The 17,120-nt window shown below is 48.3% G+C and carries 21 protein-coding genes, 1 tRNA gene and 1 pseudogene; 16 read left to right on the forward strand and 7 right to left on the reverse strand.

The annotated features are described in order from the left end of the window. Window positions 1-112 precede the first annotated feature (112 nt). From KME11_22970 to KME11_23000, 7 genes and pseudogenes are all read left to right on the forward strand, one after another. On the forward strand, window positions 113-268 hold the full coding sequence (locus tag KME11_22970; protein ID MBW4518069.1) for a hypothetical protein: 156 nt from the start codon (window positions 113-115) through the stop codon (window positions 266-268). 125 nt (window positions 269-393) lie between these two features. After that, window positions 394-573: a hypothetical protein gene (locus KME11_22975; protein ID MBW4518070.1), complete on the forward strand. Its 180-nt coding sequence runs from the start codon at window positions 394-396 to the stop codon at window positions 571-573. 326 nt (window positions 574-899) lie between these two features. Continuing rightward, window positions 900-1,418, forward strand: a complete 519-nt coding sequence (locus tag KME11_22980) for a phycocyanin subunit beta (protein ID MBW4518071.1) — start codon at window positions 900-902, stop codon at window positions 1,416-1,418. A gap of 45 nt (window positions 1,419-1,463) precedes the next feature. Next, entirely contained in the window at window positions 1,464-1,952 is a 489-nt protein-coding gene (gene cpcA, locus KME11_22985) for a phycocyanin subunit alpha (GenBank protein MBW4518072.1), read from the forward strand. A 99-nt stretch (window positions 1,953-2,051) separates the two neighbouring features. Then, window positions 2,052-2,873 carry a HEAT repeat domain-containing protein gene (locus KME11_22990; protein ID MBW4518073.1) on the forward strand — a complete coding sequence of 274 codons (822 nt, stop codon included), beginning with the start codon at window positions 2,052-2,054 and terminating at the stop codon, window positions 2,871-2,873. 46 nt (window positions 2,874-2,919) lie between these two features. Further along, on the forward strand, window positions 2,920-3,726 hold the full coding sequence (locus tag KME11_22995; protein ID MBW4518074.1) for a HEAT repeat domain-containing protein: 807 nt from the start codon (window positions 2,920-2,922) through the stop codon (window positions 3,724-3,726). Next, window positions 3,687-4,321: pseudogene (locus tag KME11_23000) on the forward strand (HEAT repeat domain-containing protein). The gene KME11_22995 and the pseudogene KME11_23000 overlap by 40 nt, the downstream one beginning before the upstream one ends. 261 nt (window positions 4,322-4,582) lie before the next feature. Here KME11_23000 and KME11_23005 read toward each other — a convergent pair. Continuing rightward, the gene (locus KME11_23005; GenBank protein ID MBW4518075.1) at window positions 4,583-5,821 is read right to left on the reverse strand and encodes a VWA domain-containing protein; all 1,239 of its coding nucleotides are present in this window, start codon (window positions 5,819-5,821) and stop codon (window positions 4,583-4,585) included. A gap of 194 nt (window positions 5,822-6,015) precedes the next feature. Between KME11_23005 and KME11_23010 the strand changes: the two genes are divergently transcribed. The 4 genes from KME11_23010 (at window position 6,016) to KME11_23025 (ending at window position 8,782) form a co-directional block, all read left to right on the forward strand. Further along, window positions 6,016-6,708: an ATP-dependent Clp protease proteolytic subunit gene (locus KME11_23010; protein ID MBW4518076.1), complete on the forward strand. Its 693-nt coding sequence runs from the start codon at window positions 6,016-6,018 to the stop codon at window positions 6,706-6,708. Between the two features lie 25 nt (window positions 6,709-6,733). Beyond that, on the forward strand, window positions 6,734-7,366 hold the full coding sequence (locus KME11_23015) for an ATP-dependent Clp protease proteolytic subunit (GenBank protein ID MBW4518077.1): 633 nt from the start codon (window positions 6,734-6,736) through the stop codon (window positions 7,364-7,366). A gap of 43 nt (window positions 7,367-7,409) precedes the next feature. Then, window positions 7,410-8,009 carry an ATP-dependent Clp protease proteolytic subunit gene (locus KME11_23020; GenBank protein MBW4518078.1) on the forward strand — a complete coding sequence of 200 codons (600 nt, stop codon included), beginning with the start codon at window positions 7,410-7,412 and terminating at the stop codon, window positions 8,007-8,009. Window positions 8,010-8,122: 113 nt separating this feature from the next. Continuing rightward, window positions 8,123-8,782 (forward strand): DnaJ domain-containing protein, encoded by a 660-nt coding sequence (locus KME11_23025; protein ID MBW4518079.1) that lies wholly within the window; start codon window positions 8,123-8,125, stop codon window positions 8,780-8,782. A 20-nt stretch (window positions 8,783-8,802) separates the two neighbouring features. On the opposite strand, the gene KME11_23030 is transcribed toward KME11_23025, so the two are convergent. Then, on the reverse strand, window positions 8,803-8,988 hold the full coding sequence (locus tag KME11_23030; GenBank protein ID MBW4518080.1) for a hypothetical protein: 186 nt from the start codon (window positions 8,986-8,988) through the stop codon (window positions 8,803-8,805). A gap of 81 nt (window positions 8,989-9,069) precedes the next feature. Between KME11_23030 and KME11_23035 the strand changes: the two genes are divergently transcribed. Further along, a complete protein-coding gene (locus tag KME11_23035; GenBank protein ID MBW4518081.1) occupies window positions 9,070-9,444 on the forward strand; it encodes a hypothetical protein in 375 nt (124 codons plus the stop codon). Window positions 9,445-9,606: 162 nt separating this feature from the next. Beyond that, on the forward strand, window positions 9,607-10,020 hold the full coding sequence (locus KME11_23040; protein MBW4518082.1) for a hypothetical protein: 414 nt from the start codon (window positions 9,607-9,609) through the stop codon (window positions 10,018-10,020). Between the two features lie 231 nt (window positions 10,021-10,251). Here the strand turns inward: KME11_23040 and KME11_23045 are convergent, their stop codons facing one another. Then, window positions 10,252-10,551, reverse strand: a complete 300-nt coding sequence (locus tag KME11_23045; GenBank protein ID MBW4518083.1) for a DUF2103 domain-containing protein — start codon at window positions 10,549-10,551, stop codon at window positions 10,252-10,254. Between the two features lie 201 nt (window positions 10,552-10,752). On the opposite strand from KME11_23045, the gene KME11_23050 reads away from it, so the two are divergent. Continuing rightward, a complete protein-coding gene (locus KME11_23050) occupies window positions 10,753-12,339 on the forward strand; it encodes a DEAD/DEAH box helicase (GenBank protein ID MBW4518084.1) in 1,587 nt (528 codons plus the stop codon). 11 nt (window positions 12,340-12,350) lie between these two features. After that, window positions 12,351-12,806, forward strand: coding sequence for an NUDIX domain-containing protein (locus KME11_23055; protein ID MBW4518085.1), 456 nt, complete (start codon window positions 12,351-12,353; stop codon window positions 12,804-12,806). On the opposite strand, the gene KME11_23060 is transcribed toward KME11_23055, so the two are convergent. Next, the gene (locus KME11_23060) at window positions 12,803-14,059 is read right to left on the reverse strand and encodes a 50S ribosome-binding GTPase (protein ID MBW4518086.1); all 1,257 of its coding nucleotides are present in this window, start codon (window positions 14,057-14,059) and stop codon (window positions 12,803-12,805) included. The two genes, KME11_23055 and KME11_23060, sit on opposite strands and share 4 nt — an antisense overlap. A 264-nt stretch (window positions 14,060-14,323) precedes the next feature. Further along, the gene (locus KME11_23065) at window positions 14,324-15,274 is read right to left on the reverse strand and encodes a hypothetical protein (protein ID MBW4518087.1); all 951 of its coding nucleotides are present in this window, start codon (window positions 15,272-15,274) and stop codon (window positions 14,324-14,326) included. Between the two features lie 326 nt (window positions 15,275-15,600). On the opposite strand from KME11_23065, the gene KME11_23070 reads away from it, so the two are divergent. Then, window positions 15,601-15,673, forward strand: a tRNA-Thr gene (locus tag KME11_23070). 25 nt (window positions 15,674-15,698) lie between these two features. Here the strand turns inward: KME11_23070 and KME11_23075 are convergent. Together KME11_23075 and KME11_23080 are read right to left on the reverse strand one after the other, a co-directional pair. Next, window positions 15,699-16,763 (reverse strand): fatty acid desaturase, encoded by a 1,065-nt coding sequence (locus tag KME11_23075; protein ID MBW4518088.1) that lies wholly within the window; start codon window positions 16,761-16,763, stop codon window positions 15,699-15,701. 269 nt (window positions 16,764-17,032) lie between these two features. After that, on the reverse strand, window positions 17,033-17,120 hold an 88-nt coding region (locus KME11_23080), incomplete at its 5' end, for a transposase (protein ID MBW4518089.1).

The following is a 17,120-nucleotide window of genomic DNA, read 5'->3' on the forward strand; positions in this document are numbered from 1 at the left end:
ATCGGTGGAAGAATTGAGAGAGCTACTGGATCGCCTCCTGAATCAAGGAGAACTAAAGATTAAGTGGCAACGAAAAGTGAAGAACAAAGGAAATGGGCTACTTGCAAGTTAAATGTTGAGTAGCTTAGAACCCAAAGGCGAAGTATCTTGGAACTTTGAAAAGTTTTTGGTTAACAAAAAAGGTGAAGTTGTGGCGCGATATAAAAGTGCGATCGCCCCTAACGATGCTTCGTTGATAATGGCGATCGAAACAGAACTCGCCCAATAAGTTTTAGAGTTTTCAGAAAGCCCACGCAGCTACTCCCCTAACCATGATGAACTTCTTTCGTAGAGGCGAAGAAATGTGATTACGTGCGAATGTATCTAGATTTTTTGAGGAAGCAGAACCCATAACTGAATATTGAAATATTAAGAAATATTGAGAATTCTCAGCTTAGTTATTTACATTATCGAGCCGAAAAAGACCCTGCGCGTGGAATGGTTAACCGTTTTTACGGCTCAGAGTGGACTGAAGAACACATTCATCGGCTTTCGTTTGACCTAGAGCGGCAACACGCGATCGCCTCTGCCTAAGCCTTTGAGGCTCTTTAACTTACTCCTATTGGAGTCAAAAAATCTACCCGATGGCGATCGACATTTTCTTTATCATTCTGTTGTCTTTGTAACGTATTGCTAACTTCCCTTCAAAAACGATCCAACGACATAGTATAAAACAATGATAGAAGATAAGAAGAGCAGGGATTGGTTGGCTCAATTATTGATTCACCAGACTCTCTAGTGGTTTAAGTCGTGTAAAGCTTTCCATACTTTTTTCAAAGTTGGAGTTTTGCCTCAGGCTTACACAACACTCAATTTGAAACTAACCATACTCAAACTAAACACATTAGGAGATCGAGTTTATGTTGGACGCATTTGCAAAGGTAGTCTCTCAGGCTGACGCTCGGGGCGAGTACCTAAGCTCTTCTCAACTGGATGCTCTGAGCGCCATGGTTGCAGAAGGCAACAAGCGCATGGACACCGTTAACCGCATCACCAGCAACTCTTCTACGATTGTTGCAAATGCTGCTCGGTCGTTGTTTGCTGAACAGCCTCAGTTGATTGCTCCCGGCGGCAACGCTTACACCAGCCGTCGCATGGCTGCTTGTCTGCGCGATATGGAAATCATCTTGCGTTACATCACCTACGCAATGTTCTCTGGCGATGCCAGCATCTTGGACGATCGCTGCCTCAACGGTTTGCGTGAAACCTACCAAGCACTGGGCACCCCCGGCGCTTCCGTAGCAGTAGGCGTGAAGAAAATGAAAGAAGCTGCGATCGCGATCGCTAACGATACCAACAACATCACCCGTGGCGACTGCAACAGCCTGATGTCTGAATTGGGTAGCTACTTTGATAAGGCTGCTTCTGCTGTTGGTTAATTTGGTTTCTTTCCTTTTACAAACCCTATCGGAGATACTCGCATCATGAAAACACCTCTAACCGAAGCAGTCTCTACTGCTGATTCTCAAGGACGTTTCCTTAGCTCCACCGAAATCCAAACTGCTTTCGGTCGTTTCCGCCAAGCTGGTGCCAGCATGGAAGCTGCTAAAGCTTTGACCTCTAAAGGTGAATCTTTGGCTTCTGGCGCTGCTAACGCGGTGTACCAAAAGTTCCCATACACCACCACGATGCAAGGCCCTGCGTATGCTTCTAGCCAAGTTGGCAAAGAAAAGTGTGCTCGTGACATCGGCTACTACATCCGCATGGTGACGTACTGCCTCGTAGTGGGTGGTACAGGCCCCATGGATGATTACCTCCTCGGTGGTTTGGCTGAAATCAACCGCACGTTCGAGCTATCTCCTAGCTGGTACATCGAAGCGTTGAAGTATGTCAAAGCAAACCATGGCTTGAGCGGCGACCCTGCTGTTGAAGCGAATTCCTACCTCGACTACGCTATTAACGCGCTGAGCTAGTCTAGAGTTTCGCCCGGAGGGATTAGCGATCATCGGCAAATAGTCGAAGATTGTTAATCCCTCCGGGTATTTTTTTGTCCTCTGGGTACTTTTTGCCTCATGCCTTCCCTGCCAGAAGAATCTCAACCCGACCTGACTATTGAGCAAGCGATCGCCAACCTGCAAGGCGAAGATTTAGGGCTACGGGTTTATGCTGCCTGGTGGCTCGGACGCTTCCGAGTCGATGCCCCTGAAGCCATTGATACTTTAATCACAGCACTCACCGATGAAGCCGATCGCACGGGAGTTGGCGGCTATCCGCTCCGCCGCAATGCGGCACGGGCGTTAGGGAAGCTGAGCGATCGCCGAGCCGTTCCCGCTCTCATCACTGCCTTAGAATGCTCCGATTTTTATGTGCGAGAAGCGGCGACTCAGTCGTTAGAAATGCTAGAAGATCCGTCCTGTCTACCTCAGTTAATCGCGCTGTTGAATAATAATGTATCCGGCACTCTTCCTGCTCCTGAACCACCCCAATTAACGCAGCCTTTCGATGCCATTTTAGAAGCCCTGGGTACCTTGGGTGCAACCCATGCAATTTCTGATATCCAGCCATTTTTAGAGCATCCTTTGCCCCGCATTCAGTATGCAGCCGCGCGGGCAATGTACCAACTCACGCCTGGTCAAGCTGCGACGCAATATAGCGATCGCCTCATCCACGCTCTCTCAGGTGACGAACTTCAGCTTAGACGAGCCGCATTAGCAGACCTAGGGGCGATCGGCTGTTTACCAGCAGCAGAGGCGATCGCCCAGACCCTGGCAGAAAATAGCCTCAAACTCATCGCCCTCAAAGGACTGCTCGAAAAACAACTCCAGCAAACCCCGCTCCCCGATTTATCGGCAGGAGCCATCAAAGTCATGGCATTGATGGATGAATTATTGTAAGAGTTAAGTATGGGATTTTACCCTTCACCCTTTCCCCTTTCCCCTCATGTCTGAACGTCTCCAAACTCTTATTCAAACTGTCGAAGCCGCCGATTCATCAACGCTCCTCATTGATGCTGTCCAGAATTTAGCAGCCTCTGGGCTAGAAGGCGCAATTCCAACGTTAATACAGGCACTGGGCTACAACAATCCGGGAGCCGCCGTTGCCGCCGTGGATGGGCTGATCCAAATTGGCGAACCTGCTGTGCCTGCTCTTCTTGCTCAACTCGATCAACATAACTACACGGCAAGAGCCTGGGCAATTCGGGCGCTGGCAGGCATTGGCGATCCGCGCGGATTAGTAACGTTACTGGGTGCTGCTACTGCCGACTTTTCCCTTAGCGTTCGTCGTGCCGCTGCCAAAGGATTAGGCACGATGAAATGGCATTGGTTTCCCAAAGATTTGCTAGAAATTGCCCAAGAAGAGGCGCTAGAGTCGTTGCTATTTGTAGCGCAGCAGGACGAGGAATGGATTGTCCGATATTCCGCAGTCGTAGGATTGCAGGCACTAGTAGGCGCGATCGCCACTTACCCAGAATGGCGATCGCAAATCCATGCCCAGTTTGAGCAAATGACCATCCATGATACTAGTTGGGCAGTCCGTGCCCGTGCGTGTGAAGCCCAGCGCCAGATCAAGATTGCCGTTCAACCCCTTCAGCCTAAAGATGATCAGCCCTCTAGCCTGCAATCCCATGATTGGGAATCGGTTTTAGCCAAACTCTACGAACGTAAGGGACATGAGCGATTGGTGTTGTCTGAAGGCGATCCTCGTCGATATCGAGATTTGGCAGTGGCGATCGGACGCAAGGTTTAGACAAAATCAAGAAAAAACTCTTGAACGACGAAGATACGGTTGTGCAAGGCTCAGCCGCTGGAGCGCTGGCTCGGACAGGTGAGGCTGCTGTCCCGGCGTTGCTGCAAATTTTAGCTGCACCCGAACATCCTGAAAGCATTAAGGGACATGCGGCCTCGGCGCTTGCCTTCATTGGATCCGAAGCAACAGATTTGTTGTATGAAGCGCTGGATTCTGATTCTGTGGATGTGCGTTGCCCTGTGATTGGAGCGATCGCCCATGTTGCCCAAGAGCAAGCCGACGAGCGATCTTCAAGGTTCTTGTTGCTGCCCTCACCGACCCCGAAACCGTCATTCGCACTGAGGCAGCCTCGGCTTTAGGGCAGATAGATTATGCTCCTGCTATTCCGCATTTAATTCTGGCGATGAAGGATAGCGATGTGGAAGTGCGAAAGGCGGCGGTGAGTACGCTAGAAAAAACAGGCGATCGCGCTGTCATTGAAAACTTGCAGGTAGCAATGAATGATGAAGCGGAAGTGGTGAGAACTTTAGGCAAAGTTGGCGATCGTTCAAGTAGAAAGACGCTTAGGAGTTGCGTGAGAATAAAACACCAGTGAAATGCATTGACTTTTCAGCCCCCTAAATCCCCCATTCTGGGGCAAGACTTCCGAATCTTTCAAAGTCCCCCAGAATGGGGGATTTAGGGGGCGGTTCGGGGCGTTATTTAATTGCAACTCCCTTAGTAGAAGACGACTGCGGATAAGAGGTTTTGATGAGTGCTGAATGAAACTATGAATCTGCTTAGCGCCCCTTTCCTTTAGGAAAGCAGAGGAACCGGATTTTCATACTTTCATTCAGCACCGCCCCTAGAAACTACGTCACTGCAAGATCGTCTTTGACACCATGCGAGTCTTCTTGCGATCGCTTTCCGAAAGTTGCTCGCCCTCCTGCAACCGCGTCGCATTATCCTGTAACACTGTTGCTGCCCCTTGATCGCCCATCTGCAAAGCCGTTTTTGCCGCAGACTGCAACATCGTTGCTGCCCCAGCCCGATCGCCTGCCTGCAATTTCATCTCTGCAATCTGGGTTTGCCGATACTTTGCCAACGCCAGCACATGCTGTTGTACCTGCACATTTGGGTCAGGCTGGTACACCGATAAAATATTCGCCTCTACTGGAATCCGTTCAGAAGCCAAATCTTGCTGCCCCGAAGCCGGATCGTCGTAGCGCACTTGCAGGCTGGCGATCGCCTGCTGCCCTTCGCTCAGTTGCCCCGTGTATAGATTTGCCAGCACCACTCTGGGAGCCTCCATCATTAAATCGCCTAACCGGACGACACAGCTATCTGCTTCCTGAATGAATGGAAGTTCAATAGTATCGGGAACCACTTGAGCGATCGGCTTTAACTCAGCTAGGCGAACTTGAGGCGCTAGAAAAAGATGGAGGTAAGCATTCGTTAGTCCCACAGATTGAATGCGATTGAAGAGGCGATCGAATTCGCTCACCGCCTCTTCAGGTTTGGCAATATAAGACAGAGAACCCCCTGCTTCGTCTGCAATCTGCTCCAAAATATCCTGGTTCCAATGATCTCCAAAGCCCAGCGTACTTACCGTGAGGTTGTAACTAGCCGCAAGCTTTGCCAGCTTAATGCAGCGATGATTATCACCATGCTCATTTTCGCCATCGGTTAACAGAAAAGCCTGGGAAATTGTATCCTTCTTGCCCACCGCCAACGCCTCAATGCCCATCAACATCCCTTCATCGATCGCCGTTCCACCGCTGGGCTTCAGCTTGTTGATTTCCACTTTAATAGAGGCAGGGTTTTCAATGATCTGATTCGGCACGATCAGCTTGGCTTTGTGGTCGAATGCCACGATGGAAAGGCGATCGCCCGCCGATAAACTATCGACAATGCGGTTTGCCGCCTGCTTCACCGTTTCTAGCGGACGACCCTGCATTGAGCCGCTGTGATCCAAAATGAGGCAAAGATTGAGCGGTGCAGTTCTGCCGCCCGGAGGAGCGATCGCCGACAGAGAAATCGCCAATTGCCGCTGGCTGCTAGGTTGCGCCGCGTCCAGGTTGGCATCACTTAAAGCAGCCTGTAAACCCACTCTCATTGCAAAAGCTCCAATCGCTGAATGTTTGAGTTATCGACACTAAAAAGTCAAGACAAAAAATATTTCAAAGAGATTCTCAAAAAAGTTGTAGAAGGTTCGGAAGTCCCCCATTCTAGTACATTCAAAAGCAACGCCTCGCTTTCAGGATCACGTTACTATGGTAGGAATTATTCCATTCTTTTAGGCACCACGCTATGAGTTCACCCATCCAGGCTGTGCAAGGTCAGTACTATGGCGAGGCCTCCTATCGCACCCCACCTCCTGACCTGCCCTCCTTGCTGCTAAAGGAACGGATTGTCTATTTAGGGGGTCCCCTTCACTCGATTGATGATGTCAAGCGGGAACGAGGCGGAGACATTACTCAACTGATTATGGCGCAGTTGCTCTATCTACAATTTGACGACCCCGCCAAGCCGATCTTCTTCTACATCAACTCTACAGGCACCTCCTGGCATACTGGCGAAACCATTGGCTTTGAAACCGAAGCGTTTGCAGTCTGCGATACCCTCAGCTACATCAAGCCGCCTGTTCACACCATTTGCTTGGGTCAGGCGATCGGTGCTGCGGCAATGATTTTATCAGCAGGCACCAAAGGCTTCCGCGCTAGCTTGCCCCATGCCACCATTGTTCTGAATCAGCCTCGTGGCGGCGCTCAAGGACAGGCAACCGACATCCAAATTCGGGCAAAGGAAGTACTAGAAAATCGTCGTGCTATCCTCGATATCTTTTCTAAGAACACGGGACAAACGCCAGAGAAGATTGCGAAAGACACCGATCGCACCTTCTACCTCACCCCCCATGAAGCCAAAGAGTACGGGTTAATCGATCGCGTTTTAGAGAGCGCCAAAGATCTTCCTAAACCGATGGCTGCCCTCGCCCAAAGTTGATACTGGTTTTCTGAGCAATTTACCTATGAGAGTCCCATACCGAATTCCAGGTAGCAACCAAACCCAGTGGGTTGATTTGTACACCCGCTTGGCGTTTGAACGCATCATTTTCTTGAATGAAGCGATCGATGATAACGTCGCTAACTCTGTGGTGGCGTTGATGCTATATCTGGAGTCTGAAGATCAGACAAAGCCCATTAGCCTTTACATCAACTCCTCTGGCGACCAGATGATGGCAGGGATGGCGAGTAGTTTGTCGGCAGGCATGGCGATTTACGACACCATGCAGTTGATTAAGTCACCCATTCACACGATTTGTCTGGGTCAAGCAGTCGGTAGTGCAGCAATGTTGCTTTCCTCCGGCGTTAAAGGATTTCGCGCCAGTCTTCCCCATGCCGAGATTGTGTTAAACCCTTCTTTCAACCGTACCAGAGGGCAGGCAACTGACATTCAAATCTATGCTAAGCGGGTTTTAGAAGATAAACATACCCTCTTGAATTTGCTCTCGAAAAACACTGGGCAATCTGTCGAAAAAATTGCCAAAGATCTCGATCGCACCTTCTACCTCACCCCGCATCAAGCCCAGGAATACGGCTTAATCGATCGCGTAGTAGAAAGCACGAAGCATCTTAGACCCGTGGCGGCGGCTCTGACTTAACTTCTTCAGCCCTAACTTTTAACAAACCTAGGAGAATCAACCTATGCCTATTGGAGTCCCCCAAGTTCCTTATCGTCTCCCCGGTAGCTCCTATGAGCAATGGATCGATATCTATCAGCGGCTTAGCCTGGAGCGCATTATTTTTCTCAGCCGGGAAGTAGACGACAACATTGCCAATGCGATCGTTGCCTCCATGCTCTACCTCGATTCTGAAGACCCCACCAAGCCAATCCGGTTGTATATCAACTCTCCCGGTGGCTCGGTCACGGCAGGCATGGCGATTTACGACACCATGCAGCATATCAAGTCTGAAGTGGTGACCATTTGCGTCGGTCTGGCGGCTTCTATGGGTGCATTTTTGCTGACTGCTGGCGCTAAAGGCAAGCGTGTAGCGCTACCCCACGCCCGGATTATGATTCACCAACCTTTGGGTGGCACCGGACGGCAGCAAGCCTCAGATATTGAAATTGAGGCGCGGCAGATTTTGCGAGTGCGCAGCGAGTTAAATATGTTAATGGCGCAGCACACAGGCAAATCTGTTGAGCAAATTCAGAAAGATACCGATCGCGATTACTTCCTATCTGCTGAAGAAGCCATGAATTACGGCTTAATCGATCGCGTCATTACTGAGCATACTGCTTAAGCTCTAGCTGGCGTTTGTTTAAGGATGGGAGATAAATTTCTCTCTTGAGGTCTGTACAATTTAGCGTTGTAAGTGGCAGAATGTATCAAAATTCTGCCATTTTTTTACACCACATGGATCTTGCCGACTGTTACCGACTTTTAGGGTTGAGGACTGGCGCTTCTTACGAGGCAATCAAGGCTTCTTATCGTCGGTTAGCACGGCAGTATCACCCCGATGCCAATCCTCAAGACCCCGATCGAGCGAAGGATAAGTTTATTAAGCTTACCGATGCTTACAAACATTTGATTAGTGTTGTGCCTCCTGCGCCTGCTGTGTCGCCAAGAGCAAAACCTAAGCCTGCTGCTCCAGAAATTAAAGTAACAGTGTCTCAAACGGTTGCTACACCCTCGCCTCAGGTAGATCCTCCATCCAAACCGCAACCTTCTCGGAAATCGCCTCCCGTTGAGTTCAATCCAGACCTATCGCTAACCGATCGCCAGCTTAAGGAAAACTCTTACGAGCAATTGCAGAACTTCTTGCGCGAACAAAGATTCCCACGGGCGATCGCGCTAGTCGAAGGCTTAGCCCAGCGAATGCCCCACGATAGCGAGGTGCGGCAGTGGCAAGCCATTACTTATCAACGCTTTGGGCGATATTTAATTGGACAGAAGGAAGGCGATAAGGCGAGAGTCTATCTTAAAAAGGCTTTGCGAACTGATCCTCACAACAAGTCGCTGTGGTACGAGGTAGACCGCGAGTTTCGCCGCCTAGAGCAAGTAGAAATCTATTGACGAAGCCGCGTAGAGCAAGTTCAACGGTGATTGTGAATGACAGGCGATCGCACAGCAAGTACAGAGCTAACAATGGCAGTGCGATCGGTGATTTTGCCATTGCATTGCCTAACATTGGTAATGCGACTACCAACATTGGCAATGCGATCGCAACGCGACCCATCAGCCTGGCTCACTATGCCAATGCTGGGACTGACAATCATCATCGTTAGATTCTCCGTAATTATGGGGCACTGCTGTAGTTATGGGCACTATAGAGGTGCTAATCATTACACAGTGAGTTAACGATGCCTACTCAAGATACCACTCGGCGCTTGTCGCCCCAAATCCTTGACCGCGATATTGATGCATTACATGGACTACAAACGGTTCCTAGGTACGATACGATTCGCCCGGAAGCCAGTTTAGGCGCTTTGCAACTTGCCTACCAAAATATGTTGGCGCAACAGCAAGTAGAAACTGAGCGGCAATTGCTCTCGAAAGCGGCAGCAGATGCGGCGCGCCTGGCAGAGTGGGAGTTTCATAAAGCGATATTGTCGATGAAGGAAGTCGTTGTGGGTCAGTTTGGCTCGGATAGCGATGCAGCGCAGGCAGTGGGCTTGAAGAAAAAGAGCGATCGTAAACGTCCGGCTCGGCAACGAGTGCTGACACAGGTCACATAGCCTCCACGGCTCTCCCATTTATAGAAGTCACAGCAAGGAGATAGGCAAGGCTTATCTCTTTTTTTTGCCCCTAGAATTGCGCGCATTGATAAGATAGCTGGGCGATCGCTGGAACTGGCTGATAAATGTGCTCGAACCTACTATCCTCATCCACAAGACTATGTGCGATCGCACTGGCTCCTAGGAGCAGCCCACCGAGTCAACCATCATCTAGACGAAAGCGACCACCACCCCAACGAAGCCCTAACCCGCTGCCGAGCCATCAATTCAGTAGATACTGAAGCCGACATTCTGCTCGATCTTGCCCGGTTGCGCCTCGACCAAAACCAACCTGAAGAAGCGCTGCGGCTGGCAACTGAAGCCCAGGAGATTGCCCAGCGCAGTGGCTACGTCCTGCAAGAAGCAGATGTGCAGTTGTTTTTTGCCGAACGGGCACTGGAGCAGGGCGATGTGCCGAAGGCATTGGGTCATGCCAGGGAGTCGCGGCGGTTGGCGACTTGTGATGGCGGGGAGTTTGTTTATAAGGTGACTTATGATGCGGCAGGGGAATTGTTGCACAGGATAATGGGGCAATGAAAAAGGCTTGAGAGATTGTCTGAAAAGCCTAGATTGCTGACCGATCCGCCCCCTAAATCCCCCATTCTGGGGGACTTTGAAGCAGAACTGGCTCGGAAGTCCTGCCCCAGAATGGGGGATTTAGGGGGCGAGTGTAAGAGGCTCTGATACTTTTCAAACATCCTCTTAGCTAAGATCTAGCATCATCCTCAGTAACCGTAAGGTGCCACCTAGCAATAAACTGAGCATTGTCTACTCTAAAGCCTCTGCGATCGCTTCTTCCAATTGCTCTTTGCTCAACGTTGTTAGTAAAAAAACCTCCTGAAACGTCTTGCCTTTCCGTGCAATCAGCTTAAAGCCGCCCCGAATCGGCACCGACACCTTAATGTTGAGGCTGTGCATATTAGATTTAGTAGAACCCAATACTGCCGGAGTAATGGTTTGAATCCCTTCGCACTCGCTCAATTCGGTCAGGATGGCAATCAATCCTGGAATATGGGTGGAATGATTCCAGACCACTCTGCCCTTTTGCGGTTTGTCTGGTTTGCCCATAATTCTGTGAAAAGATTCGTAAACGAGAGAAAGAATGCTTGTGGCGATCGGAATGCCATCATATTGTAGATGAAAGCAAAGAAAACATTCTGTCTAATATTTTGCAGAGTAGAAAGCTTGTGTCAAAGCCACCGACCTAATGCATAATGGCTATGCCCATCCAATACTCTGGCAGAAACCGCCACTATTCCCGGAGGAAGAATGCATCTAGAGGAACCCCAGGCAAAACCCAAAGCGCCGACCCTGCGCCCCTATCAGAGTCAACTCATTAAAGACCTCTACGTTGAGTTGGGCAAAGGGCACCGACGCATTGCCATTATTGCGGGAACTGGGGCAGGTAAGACCGTCATTGGCGGCAAAATTTGCGCAGATACAGCAGCGCGCGGCTGTCGGCTACTATTTATTGTGCATTTAGATGTTTTAGTGGGGCAGACCTACGAAAAGATGCAGGCGTTTGGGCTGCACTGTGGCTTCATTAAAGCTGGGTGGAAGGAAGACCCAGAAGCGCCGATTCAAATTGCCAGTATTCAAACGATGGCGCAGCGAACTTGGTGGAGAACTTGGAAGGCGCACGTCGTGTTTTTTGACGAAGGACATACCACAGTTTTTAGCCAAGTCGGACAAGACATCATTTACGACACCCATCCCCGTGCCGTGCATTTAGCGATGACAGCAACGCCCTATCGGTTGGGCAAAGATCAACTGGGCGATCATATGGAAACCCTAGTCGCTTCACCCGTACCGTCAGAGTTGCAGAAGATGGGTTTTCTGGCAACGATGAAGTATTTTGGAATGCCGAAAGATACACAAGTTGACTTAGAAGGAGTACGAACACTTGCTGGGGATTTTGATGAGCGAGATTTGAAAAATGCGTGCGATCGCCCCGAACTTGTAGAACGCATTGTCGAAGAGTGGCAACGCCTCACCCCGAACAAACGCACGATCGCTTTTTGCGTCGATGTGGAACACGCGCGTCACGTTGCCGAAGCTTTCTGTGCAGTCGGCGTAGCGGCAGATGTGGTAGATGGCAACACACCCATCAAAGAACGCCATCGGCTATATGCTGCGTTAGGATCAGGCGAACTTTTAGTGCTAACTTCTTGCAACGTCATTAGCATTGGCTTTGATGAACCCAGCGTCGAAGTTGGGCTGCTGCTGCGTCCTACTCAATCGCGGGCGCTCCATCAACAGCAAATTGGACGAGTAATGCGGATCTCGCCAGCAACGGGCAAAACCCACGGCTTAATCCTGGATCAAGCAGGCAACTTGCAACGGCTGGGATTTCCTGAAGACATCCAGGAGTATCGCTTGCCCAATCGACGAGAGCCAGGTGAGGCGACGGCGGCTCCAGCAAAGCAGTGTCCGCAGTGCAATCAGTTGGTGTGGGGATTTGTGGTGCAGTGTCCAGGGTGTGGCTTTACGTGGGAAACTGAGCCACAGGTGAGGATAGATGATTTAGTAGAGGTATTGACCGAAACGCAAATTCGGGAAATGCGGAAAGAGGAGATGATGGCATTTTTGCAGGTGCATCGGCGGCGATCGTATGAGGATGGTGCTGCGCCGACTTGGACAGAGAATAAGTTTAGAAAAGAGTTCGGCTGTTCGCCTGATGTGTTGTGGTATCGAGGGCTGATTTTTGGAAAACGTCCGACGAGGCAGGATCAGGTAGAGTATCAGAATTACTTGGGGGCGATCGCCCAGCGCCAGGGTAAATCTATTTCCTGGGTGATTGACCAATTTCAGCAAGAGTTCGGAGTCGGCAGCTATCAAGAAGCGTTTTTACGTTAGGACTTTGCAATATGATGGGCGATCGAATATCTGAACGAGTAGGTGCATTCATTCTTCGCAAAAACAAAAGCCTGTATGAGTTATTGCTGTTCCATCATCCAGATTGTCAGGATGCGAACATTCAGATTCCAGGTGGCGGAGTAGAGGCAGGAGAATCGATTGAAGCAGCGCTTTACCGAGAAATTCATGAAGAGAGCGGATTGACGAATCTTACCATCATTCGTAAGTTAGGCGAATCGCGGCGATGCTGGTTAGATACAAGTGTAGAGTCTTGTCGGCATTATTTTCTTTTAGAAGTACAAGATACTGTTCTTGAACAATGGGAACATTGCGTTCATGGTGACGGCATAGACGCTGGACTAAAGTTTTCCTATTACTGGCATCGTCCGGCGATCGGGTTTGTTCTACCTAAAAGCAGCGGTCAAGTATTTCTGAATCCCAAACATATTCCTGAACTGTTCTCCTAAGATTTAACCCGCCTAAATCTTTCCTGCGCCGATTGAAACGCTTCTTTCATCACCGCTTGAATTTGCTGCGGATCAGGTTTCTTTCCACCCATTAAATCCCCAAAGTAAAGGCAAGCTCCTTCACCCAGCGACCAGGTATAAGCTGCTGCCCAAGATGCTGCTATCACGCTGCCAAAACCAGGGATAAACTTGACCAATTCTCGCCCGACTGCTTGAGCTAAGAAGCCCCCGGCGATCGCACTTACCACGCCACCCGCCTGAGAAGGGGTCAACGTTTGCCCATACAATTTCCCCAGTAAGCCCACCATTGAAACTTGTAAAGCCGTCAAAACGGGCATGGTCGCAAAAGGTAGGGGCACAGCCGCCAATGTCGCCGCCATCACGGTAAAGGCTGTCATATAACGGTGCGCCGTATCGCGGTAAAGCGTGCCAATTTTGTCACTAGCGCCTTCGTCTAAAAGCTGATAAATGGCTTCCGATTCGGCTTCGGGAAGCATCTCGGCAAGAGCCTCTCTAAAGGCTTCCAAACCATAAAAAACAGGCTCATAGCCATCTTCTTCCAGGGTGAAATCGATGAGAATGGCGGCATCATAACAGCCCGTGAACGTAGCTTTGAGGGCAGAAAAAATGCGATCGATTTCTTCAGAAGCGGGAGGGTAGGGCGGATGGTCGGCGTTGGGAGGATAAACTTCGTGGAGACAAGTAACAGCTAGAAGGCAGGGAATATCAGGGTGTTGCTGCCGGATTTCTTGAGCAATTTGTTTGAGGCTATCGGTGGCGAAGTCGCTAATTTTAACGGTGAGGATTAAGACTCTGGCTCCTCTGCTTTTTTGTTGGAGATCGCCTGCTAACTCTTGAGCGATCGTCTGAGTATCACGGCTAATATCTCCCAAACCAACAGTATCTGTGAAGATAATCAACGGCAAATCAGCAGAAGGATAGGCGTAGCGTTGAGTATGCTGAGTATGAGGACGAAACCCTTGCCCAATAATTTCAGCCGAAACCCCAGTTAAACCTCGCACAATTGAGCTTTTACCCGATTGCGGTTTACCAACTAAGACAGCCTCCGTCGTCGGAAGTTCTGAACGGACTCGCTCTAAAATTTCGGCAACTTGAGCTTCGTTGATGCTGAACCATTGAGCAGGGTTAACCTTTACAGGCAATATTTTTCTTACACGGTTTGTCACACCCTCCATCCAAGAAAGCGGCTTGCTAGTAGATTGAGTGGCATCCGGCTCGTGTGGTTCAGGCATAGAACAGGGAGTCTTTGGAGTTGGCTTAATTTTAGCTGAAAAGTCTTTACTGCTCCAGTTCTCTTCAAGGCGGACACATCCAAAACTTAACTTTAGCTTTCGAGTCTGATGAGCTACTGGCGTGGTTGAACGGCTACAAATAATCTGTTCTACGATGCCGACTAACTCTGCTAGTCCACTCCAACTAAATTGTTCATGCTGCTTTTGCGCCCCTCACCTCTTCTAAATCACTTCAGAATATTCAGGCAAGCTCAATACCTATCCTCAGGTTTCTTGACCCAGATCCCTAAGTTGCTGTTTTATTCTTTCAATCTCATTAAGTAGTTGCCTTACTCGACTATATGCAGCTTCGTCATAAGATGCTGATAACTCACTGCTTAAATTATCAAGGGTTCCAGATAATTCTCTGCTATAAGTGTCTACTATTTTATTTGTTAAAGCGTTAGATACAGCTTCTGGATTTTCAGGTTGAGTGGGATTACTTGGACGAACTAGAACAGGTAGATTTCGCTTCACCTGGGCACTGATATAACTCTTAGTCTCACTAGAGCTGACGGTATTACGCAAATCTGTTATGAGAAGTTCTTGCTTAGCTTTCAATTGTTCTCCTACATCAGTAAAAGTTTTTGTTAAAGTAGCCTCTAGGTTTTTCACCTGTTGTGACAAGACTGCAAATTCCTCGTTCAATCTTTTACTTGTTTGAATTCTTTCTTGCTCTTTTGCAGTTAACAATGATTCTGTACTTTTTAACTGATCTGACAAAGTGGATAATCTCTCGTTTATCTGTATTCGTTCCTGAACTTTATCTGCTAATGCAGACTCTGAGCGAATAGATTCAAGAATTTTGGAGTTTTCTTCTGAAGAATTACTTACTCGTTCAATCCTACTAACTAAGAAATTGAGAGCTTGCTCTACTCGATCTCCCTGCTTCTGAGCCACTGAATTGTGTTGAACAGTTAAGTTTTTAGCTGTATTGATTTCATGGATAATTTCGGTAGAGTTATCATCTCTATTGTTATCGTCTAATAGGAATATTCGATTGACGATGAAGAAAAGAACTCCAACCGCTAGAAGCTCAGAAGCCAAATTAATGGCAATAGATTTTATAGTTTCTTGAGCAATAAGATAATGACCAGTAAAAGCTATGACTGCCGAAAGCAGCAGTAGCAGCAAGTAGACAGCTAACTCGTAGCGCTTTAACTTAAGCTTATCCATTCATAGACAACCTTCGTGGAACTGCCCCACCGAGGACTTGCGACATAACTCGTTTTTAGAGAAAAATTTTCCGCATATTACCTTAAATTAGGCAGAGCGGCAGAATCTTTCTGTATAATACGCCAGCTAAGGTGGATCAGCAGAATCTTTCTGCATATTTTTAGATTTTGTCTGGCTATCAGCGATCGCCCCTCCACTACCCCTACTTTAATTACTGCCCTCATTTTTTGAGTCGTGCTGCTCCGCAGATACCGCAAGGGTCGCCTTCCAGTTCCTGATTCTTTGTTGCTTGTTAGGACATAGCTTTGCTATACTGAACAACGTTTGCTGGTGTAGCTCAGTTGGTAGAGCAGCGGTTTTGTAAACCGCCGGTCGCAAGTTCGAGTCTTGTCACCAGCTTTTATTTTTATCCTATAATTTTCGCCTAAACTTTTGTGAGTGAAGGACAAGTCACAGTTTTTTGGTTTGTCCAGTCGGTCAAGTTTTGTGCATCACGGTAGTGGCGAGGAGTTTTCAGCAAAAGCTGCCAAGCTTTGTCAGCCGGAATGAGATTGAACTGCTCAGGGTAATGAGTTTGCAACAGAGTTTGTACCTCTGGATAGTAATCGGAATTTAGACCGGGAAAAAGATGATGCTCGGTATGATATGAAAAGTTAAAATGCAAGAGGTCAAAAACTTTAGGCATTCTTAAAGACACGCTGTTAAGAAGCGGATCATTCACCTCGGTCATCGGGCAAAGGAAATGATTGGTGTATACATAAAACATAACTCCAGCATAGCCAGTGCTAATGGGAAGCAAGTAGCCCAAAAGAATGCCGATGGGATTGTGAATGTACAATAAAATGCTGAGATGAATCGCGGCAATCCAAAAGATTTCGATCGCAATAAGTCGGCGTTTGGCAGGGCTAACGACAACGGCAGCAGGAACATAATCTACATCGTCGCGGTTAAAGAAAAGGATTGAGGTTAGATGCCGAAAAGTATGGGTTCCCCAAGCTGTTAACATGCCAAAGGCAAGGAAGACCCCATTGACTTCGGCGGAAGGAATGACCAGATTTTGGATCCATTTGCCCCAGGTGTTATTTTGCTGAACCAGGTAGCTGCGATCGGGATCTTGCAGTGAGTTTGTTTGAGTATGGTGTTTGTGATTGTGAACCGCTTTCCAGAGTGTAGGCGGCATCCAGAGCAAAGACAACCCAATCAAAGCAATAAAATCTACTAAACGAGGATTTTTAATGACGCTGCCGTGCATCATATCGTGACAGGAAAACAGCAATGCCACGACGCTATTGCCCATGATTAAAGTGAGTGGTAAATAGAGCCAAAGCCAATAGATTGACCACAGATTAAGATGTTGAGCGATCGCCCATCCTAACAGCAAAATGAGAACATTAATCCCCAAAATAATCAGCTTACTAAAGCTCGGTATAAAAGCTTCTGGGGGCAGCAATGGGCGCAGAAATTTTACGTAATCTAATTGAGTTAGCATGATTCTCCAACAATAGAGGGTATATGACCTTTCGTTGAACTATCGTTGGATCATTTTCACTTAAAAATGGTGGTTGAGTATAGGGGTTAAGCTAAACTCCAGCACCCATTCAGTAACAAATTTCTCTCACGAGTCTGATATAGCCTAACAGAGTTTGGTGAGGCTGAATTCTGTTAGCACAGTTGTTCTATAGATGTTCTTAAAAGGAGTTCGGGTGTAATCATAGAAGTCTGTTAGAGGATGTTTGAAAAGTTATGGCAAGTCAGATTTTACGCCAATCGCCTCACCATAATCCGGATCATCGCCAGATAGATCAGAGTCTCTGAGGTCTGCGGAAGGTGTTCATAATCTTTGTTC

Origin of the sequence: Timaviella obliquedivisa GSE-PSE-MK23-08B (assembly GCA_019358855.1) — a bacterium.
Lineage (GTDB): Bacteria > Cyanobacteriota > Cyanobacteriia > Elainellales > Elainellaceae > Timaviella > Timaviella obliquedivisa.

Bases quoted from the DNA above. Each gene is read 5' to 3' on its own strand.
- KME11_22970 (MBW4518069.1), top strand. From the start codon at position 113: ATGTTGAGTAGCTTAGAACCCAAAGGCGAAGTATCTTGGAACTTTGAA.
- KME11_22980 (MBW4518071.1), top strand. From the start codon at position 900: ATGTTGGACGCATTTGCAAAGGTAGTCTCTCAGGCTGACGCTCGGGGC.
- cpcA (MBW4518072.1), top strand. From the start codon at position 1,464: ATGAAAACACCTCTAACCGAAGCAGTCTCTACTGCTGATTCTCAAGGA.
- KME11_22990 (MBW4518073.1), top strand. From the start codon at position 2,052: ATGCCTTCCCTGCCAGAAGAATCTCAACCCGACCTGACTATTGAGCAA.
- KME11_22995 (MBW4518074.1), top strand. From the start codon at position 2,920: ATGTCTGAACGTCTCCAAACTCTTATTCAAACTGTCGAAGCCGCCGAT.
- KME11_23005 (MBW4518075.1), bottom strand. From the start codon at position 5,821: ATGAGAGTGGGTTTACAGGCTGCTTTAAGTGATGCCAACCTGGACGCG.
- KME11_23010 (MBW4518076.1), top strand. From the start codon at position 6,016: ATGAGTTCACCCATCCAGGCTGTGCAAGGTCAGTACTATGGCGAGGCC.
- KME11_23015 (MBW4518077.1), top strand. From the start codon at position 6,734: ATGAGAGTCCCATACCGAATTCCAGGTAGCAACCAAACCCAGTGGGTT.
- KME11_23020 (MBW4518078.1), top strand. From the start codon at position 7,410: ATGCCTATTGGAGTCCCCCAAGTTCCTTATCGTCTCCCCGGTAGCTCC.
- KME11_23025 (MBW4518079.1), top strand. From the start codon at position 8,123: ATGGATCTTGCCGACTGTTACCGACTTTTAGGGTTGAGGACTGGCGCT.
- KME11_23030 (MBW4518080.1), bottom strand. From the start codon at position 8,988: ATGATGATTGTCAGTCCCAGCATTGGCATAGTGAGCCAGGCTGATGGG.
- KME11_23035 (MBW4518081.1), top strand. From the start codon at position 9,070: ATGCCTACTCAAGATACCACTCGGCGCTTGTCGCCCCAAATCCTTGAC.
- KME11_23045 (MBW4518083.1), bottom strand. From the start codon at position 10,551: ATGGGCAAACCAGACAAACCGCAAAAGGGCAGAGTGGTCTGGAATCAT.
- KME11_23050 (MBW4518084.1), top strand. From the start codon at position 10,753: ATGCATCTAGAGGAACCCCAGGCAAAACCCAAAGCGCCGACCCTGCGC.
- KME11_23055 (MBW4518085.1), top strand. From the start codon at position 12,351: ATGATGGGCGATCGAATATCTGAACGAGTAGGTGCATTCATTCTTCGC.
- KME11_23060 (MBW4518086.1), bottom strand. From the start codon at position 14,059: ATGCCTGAACCACACGAGCCGGATGCCACTCAATCTACTAGCAAGCCG.
- KME11_23065 (MBW4518087.1), bottom strand. From the start codon at position 15,274: ATGGATAAGCTTAAGTTAAAGCGCTACGAGTTAGCTGTCTACTTGCTG.
- KME11_23075 (MBW4518088.1), bottom strand. From the start codon at position 16,763: ATGCTAACTCAATTAGATTACGTAAAATTTCTGCGCCCATTGCTGCCC.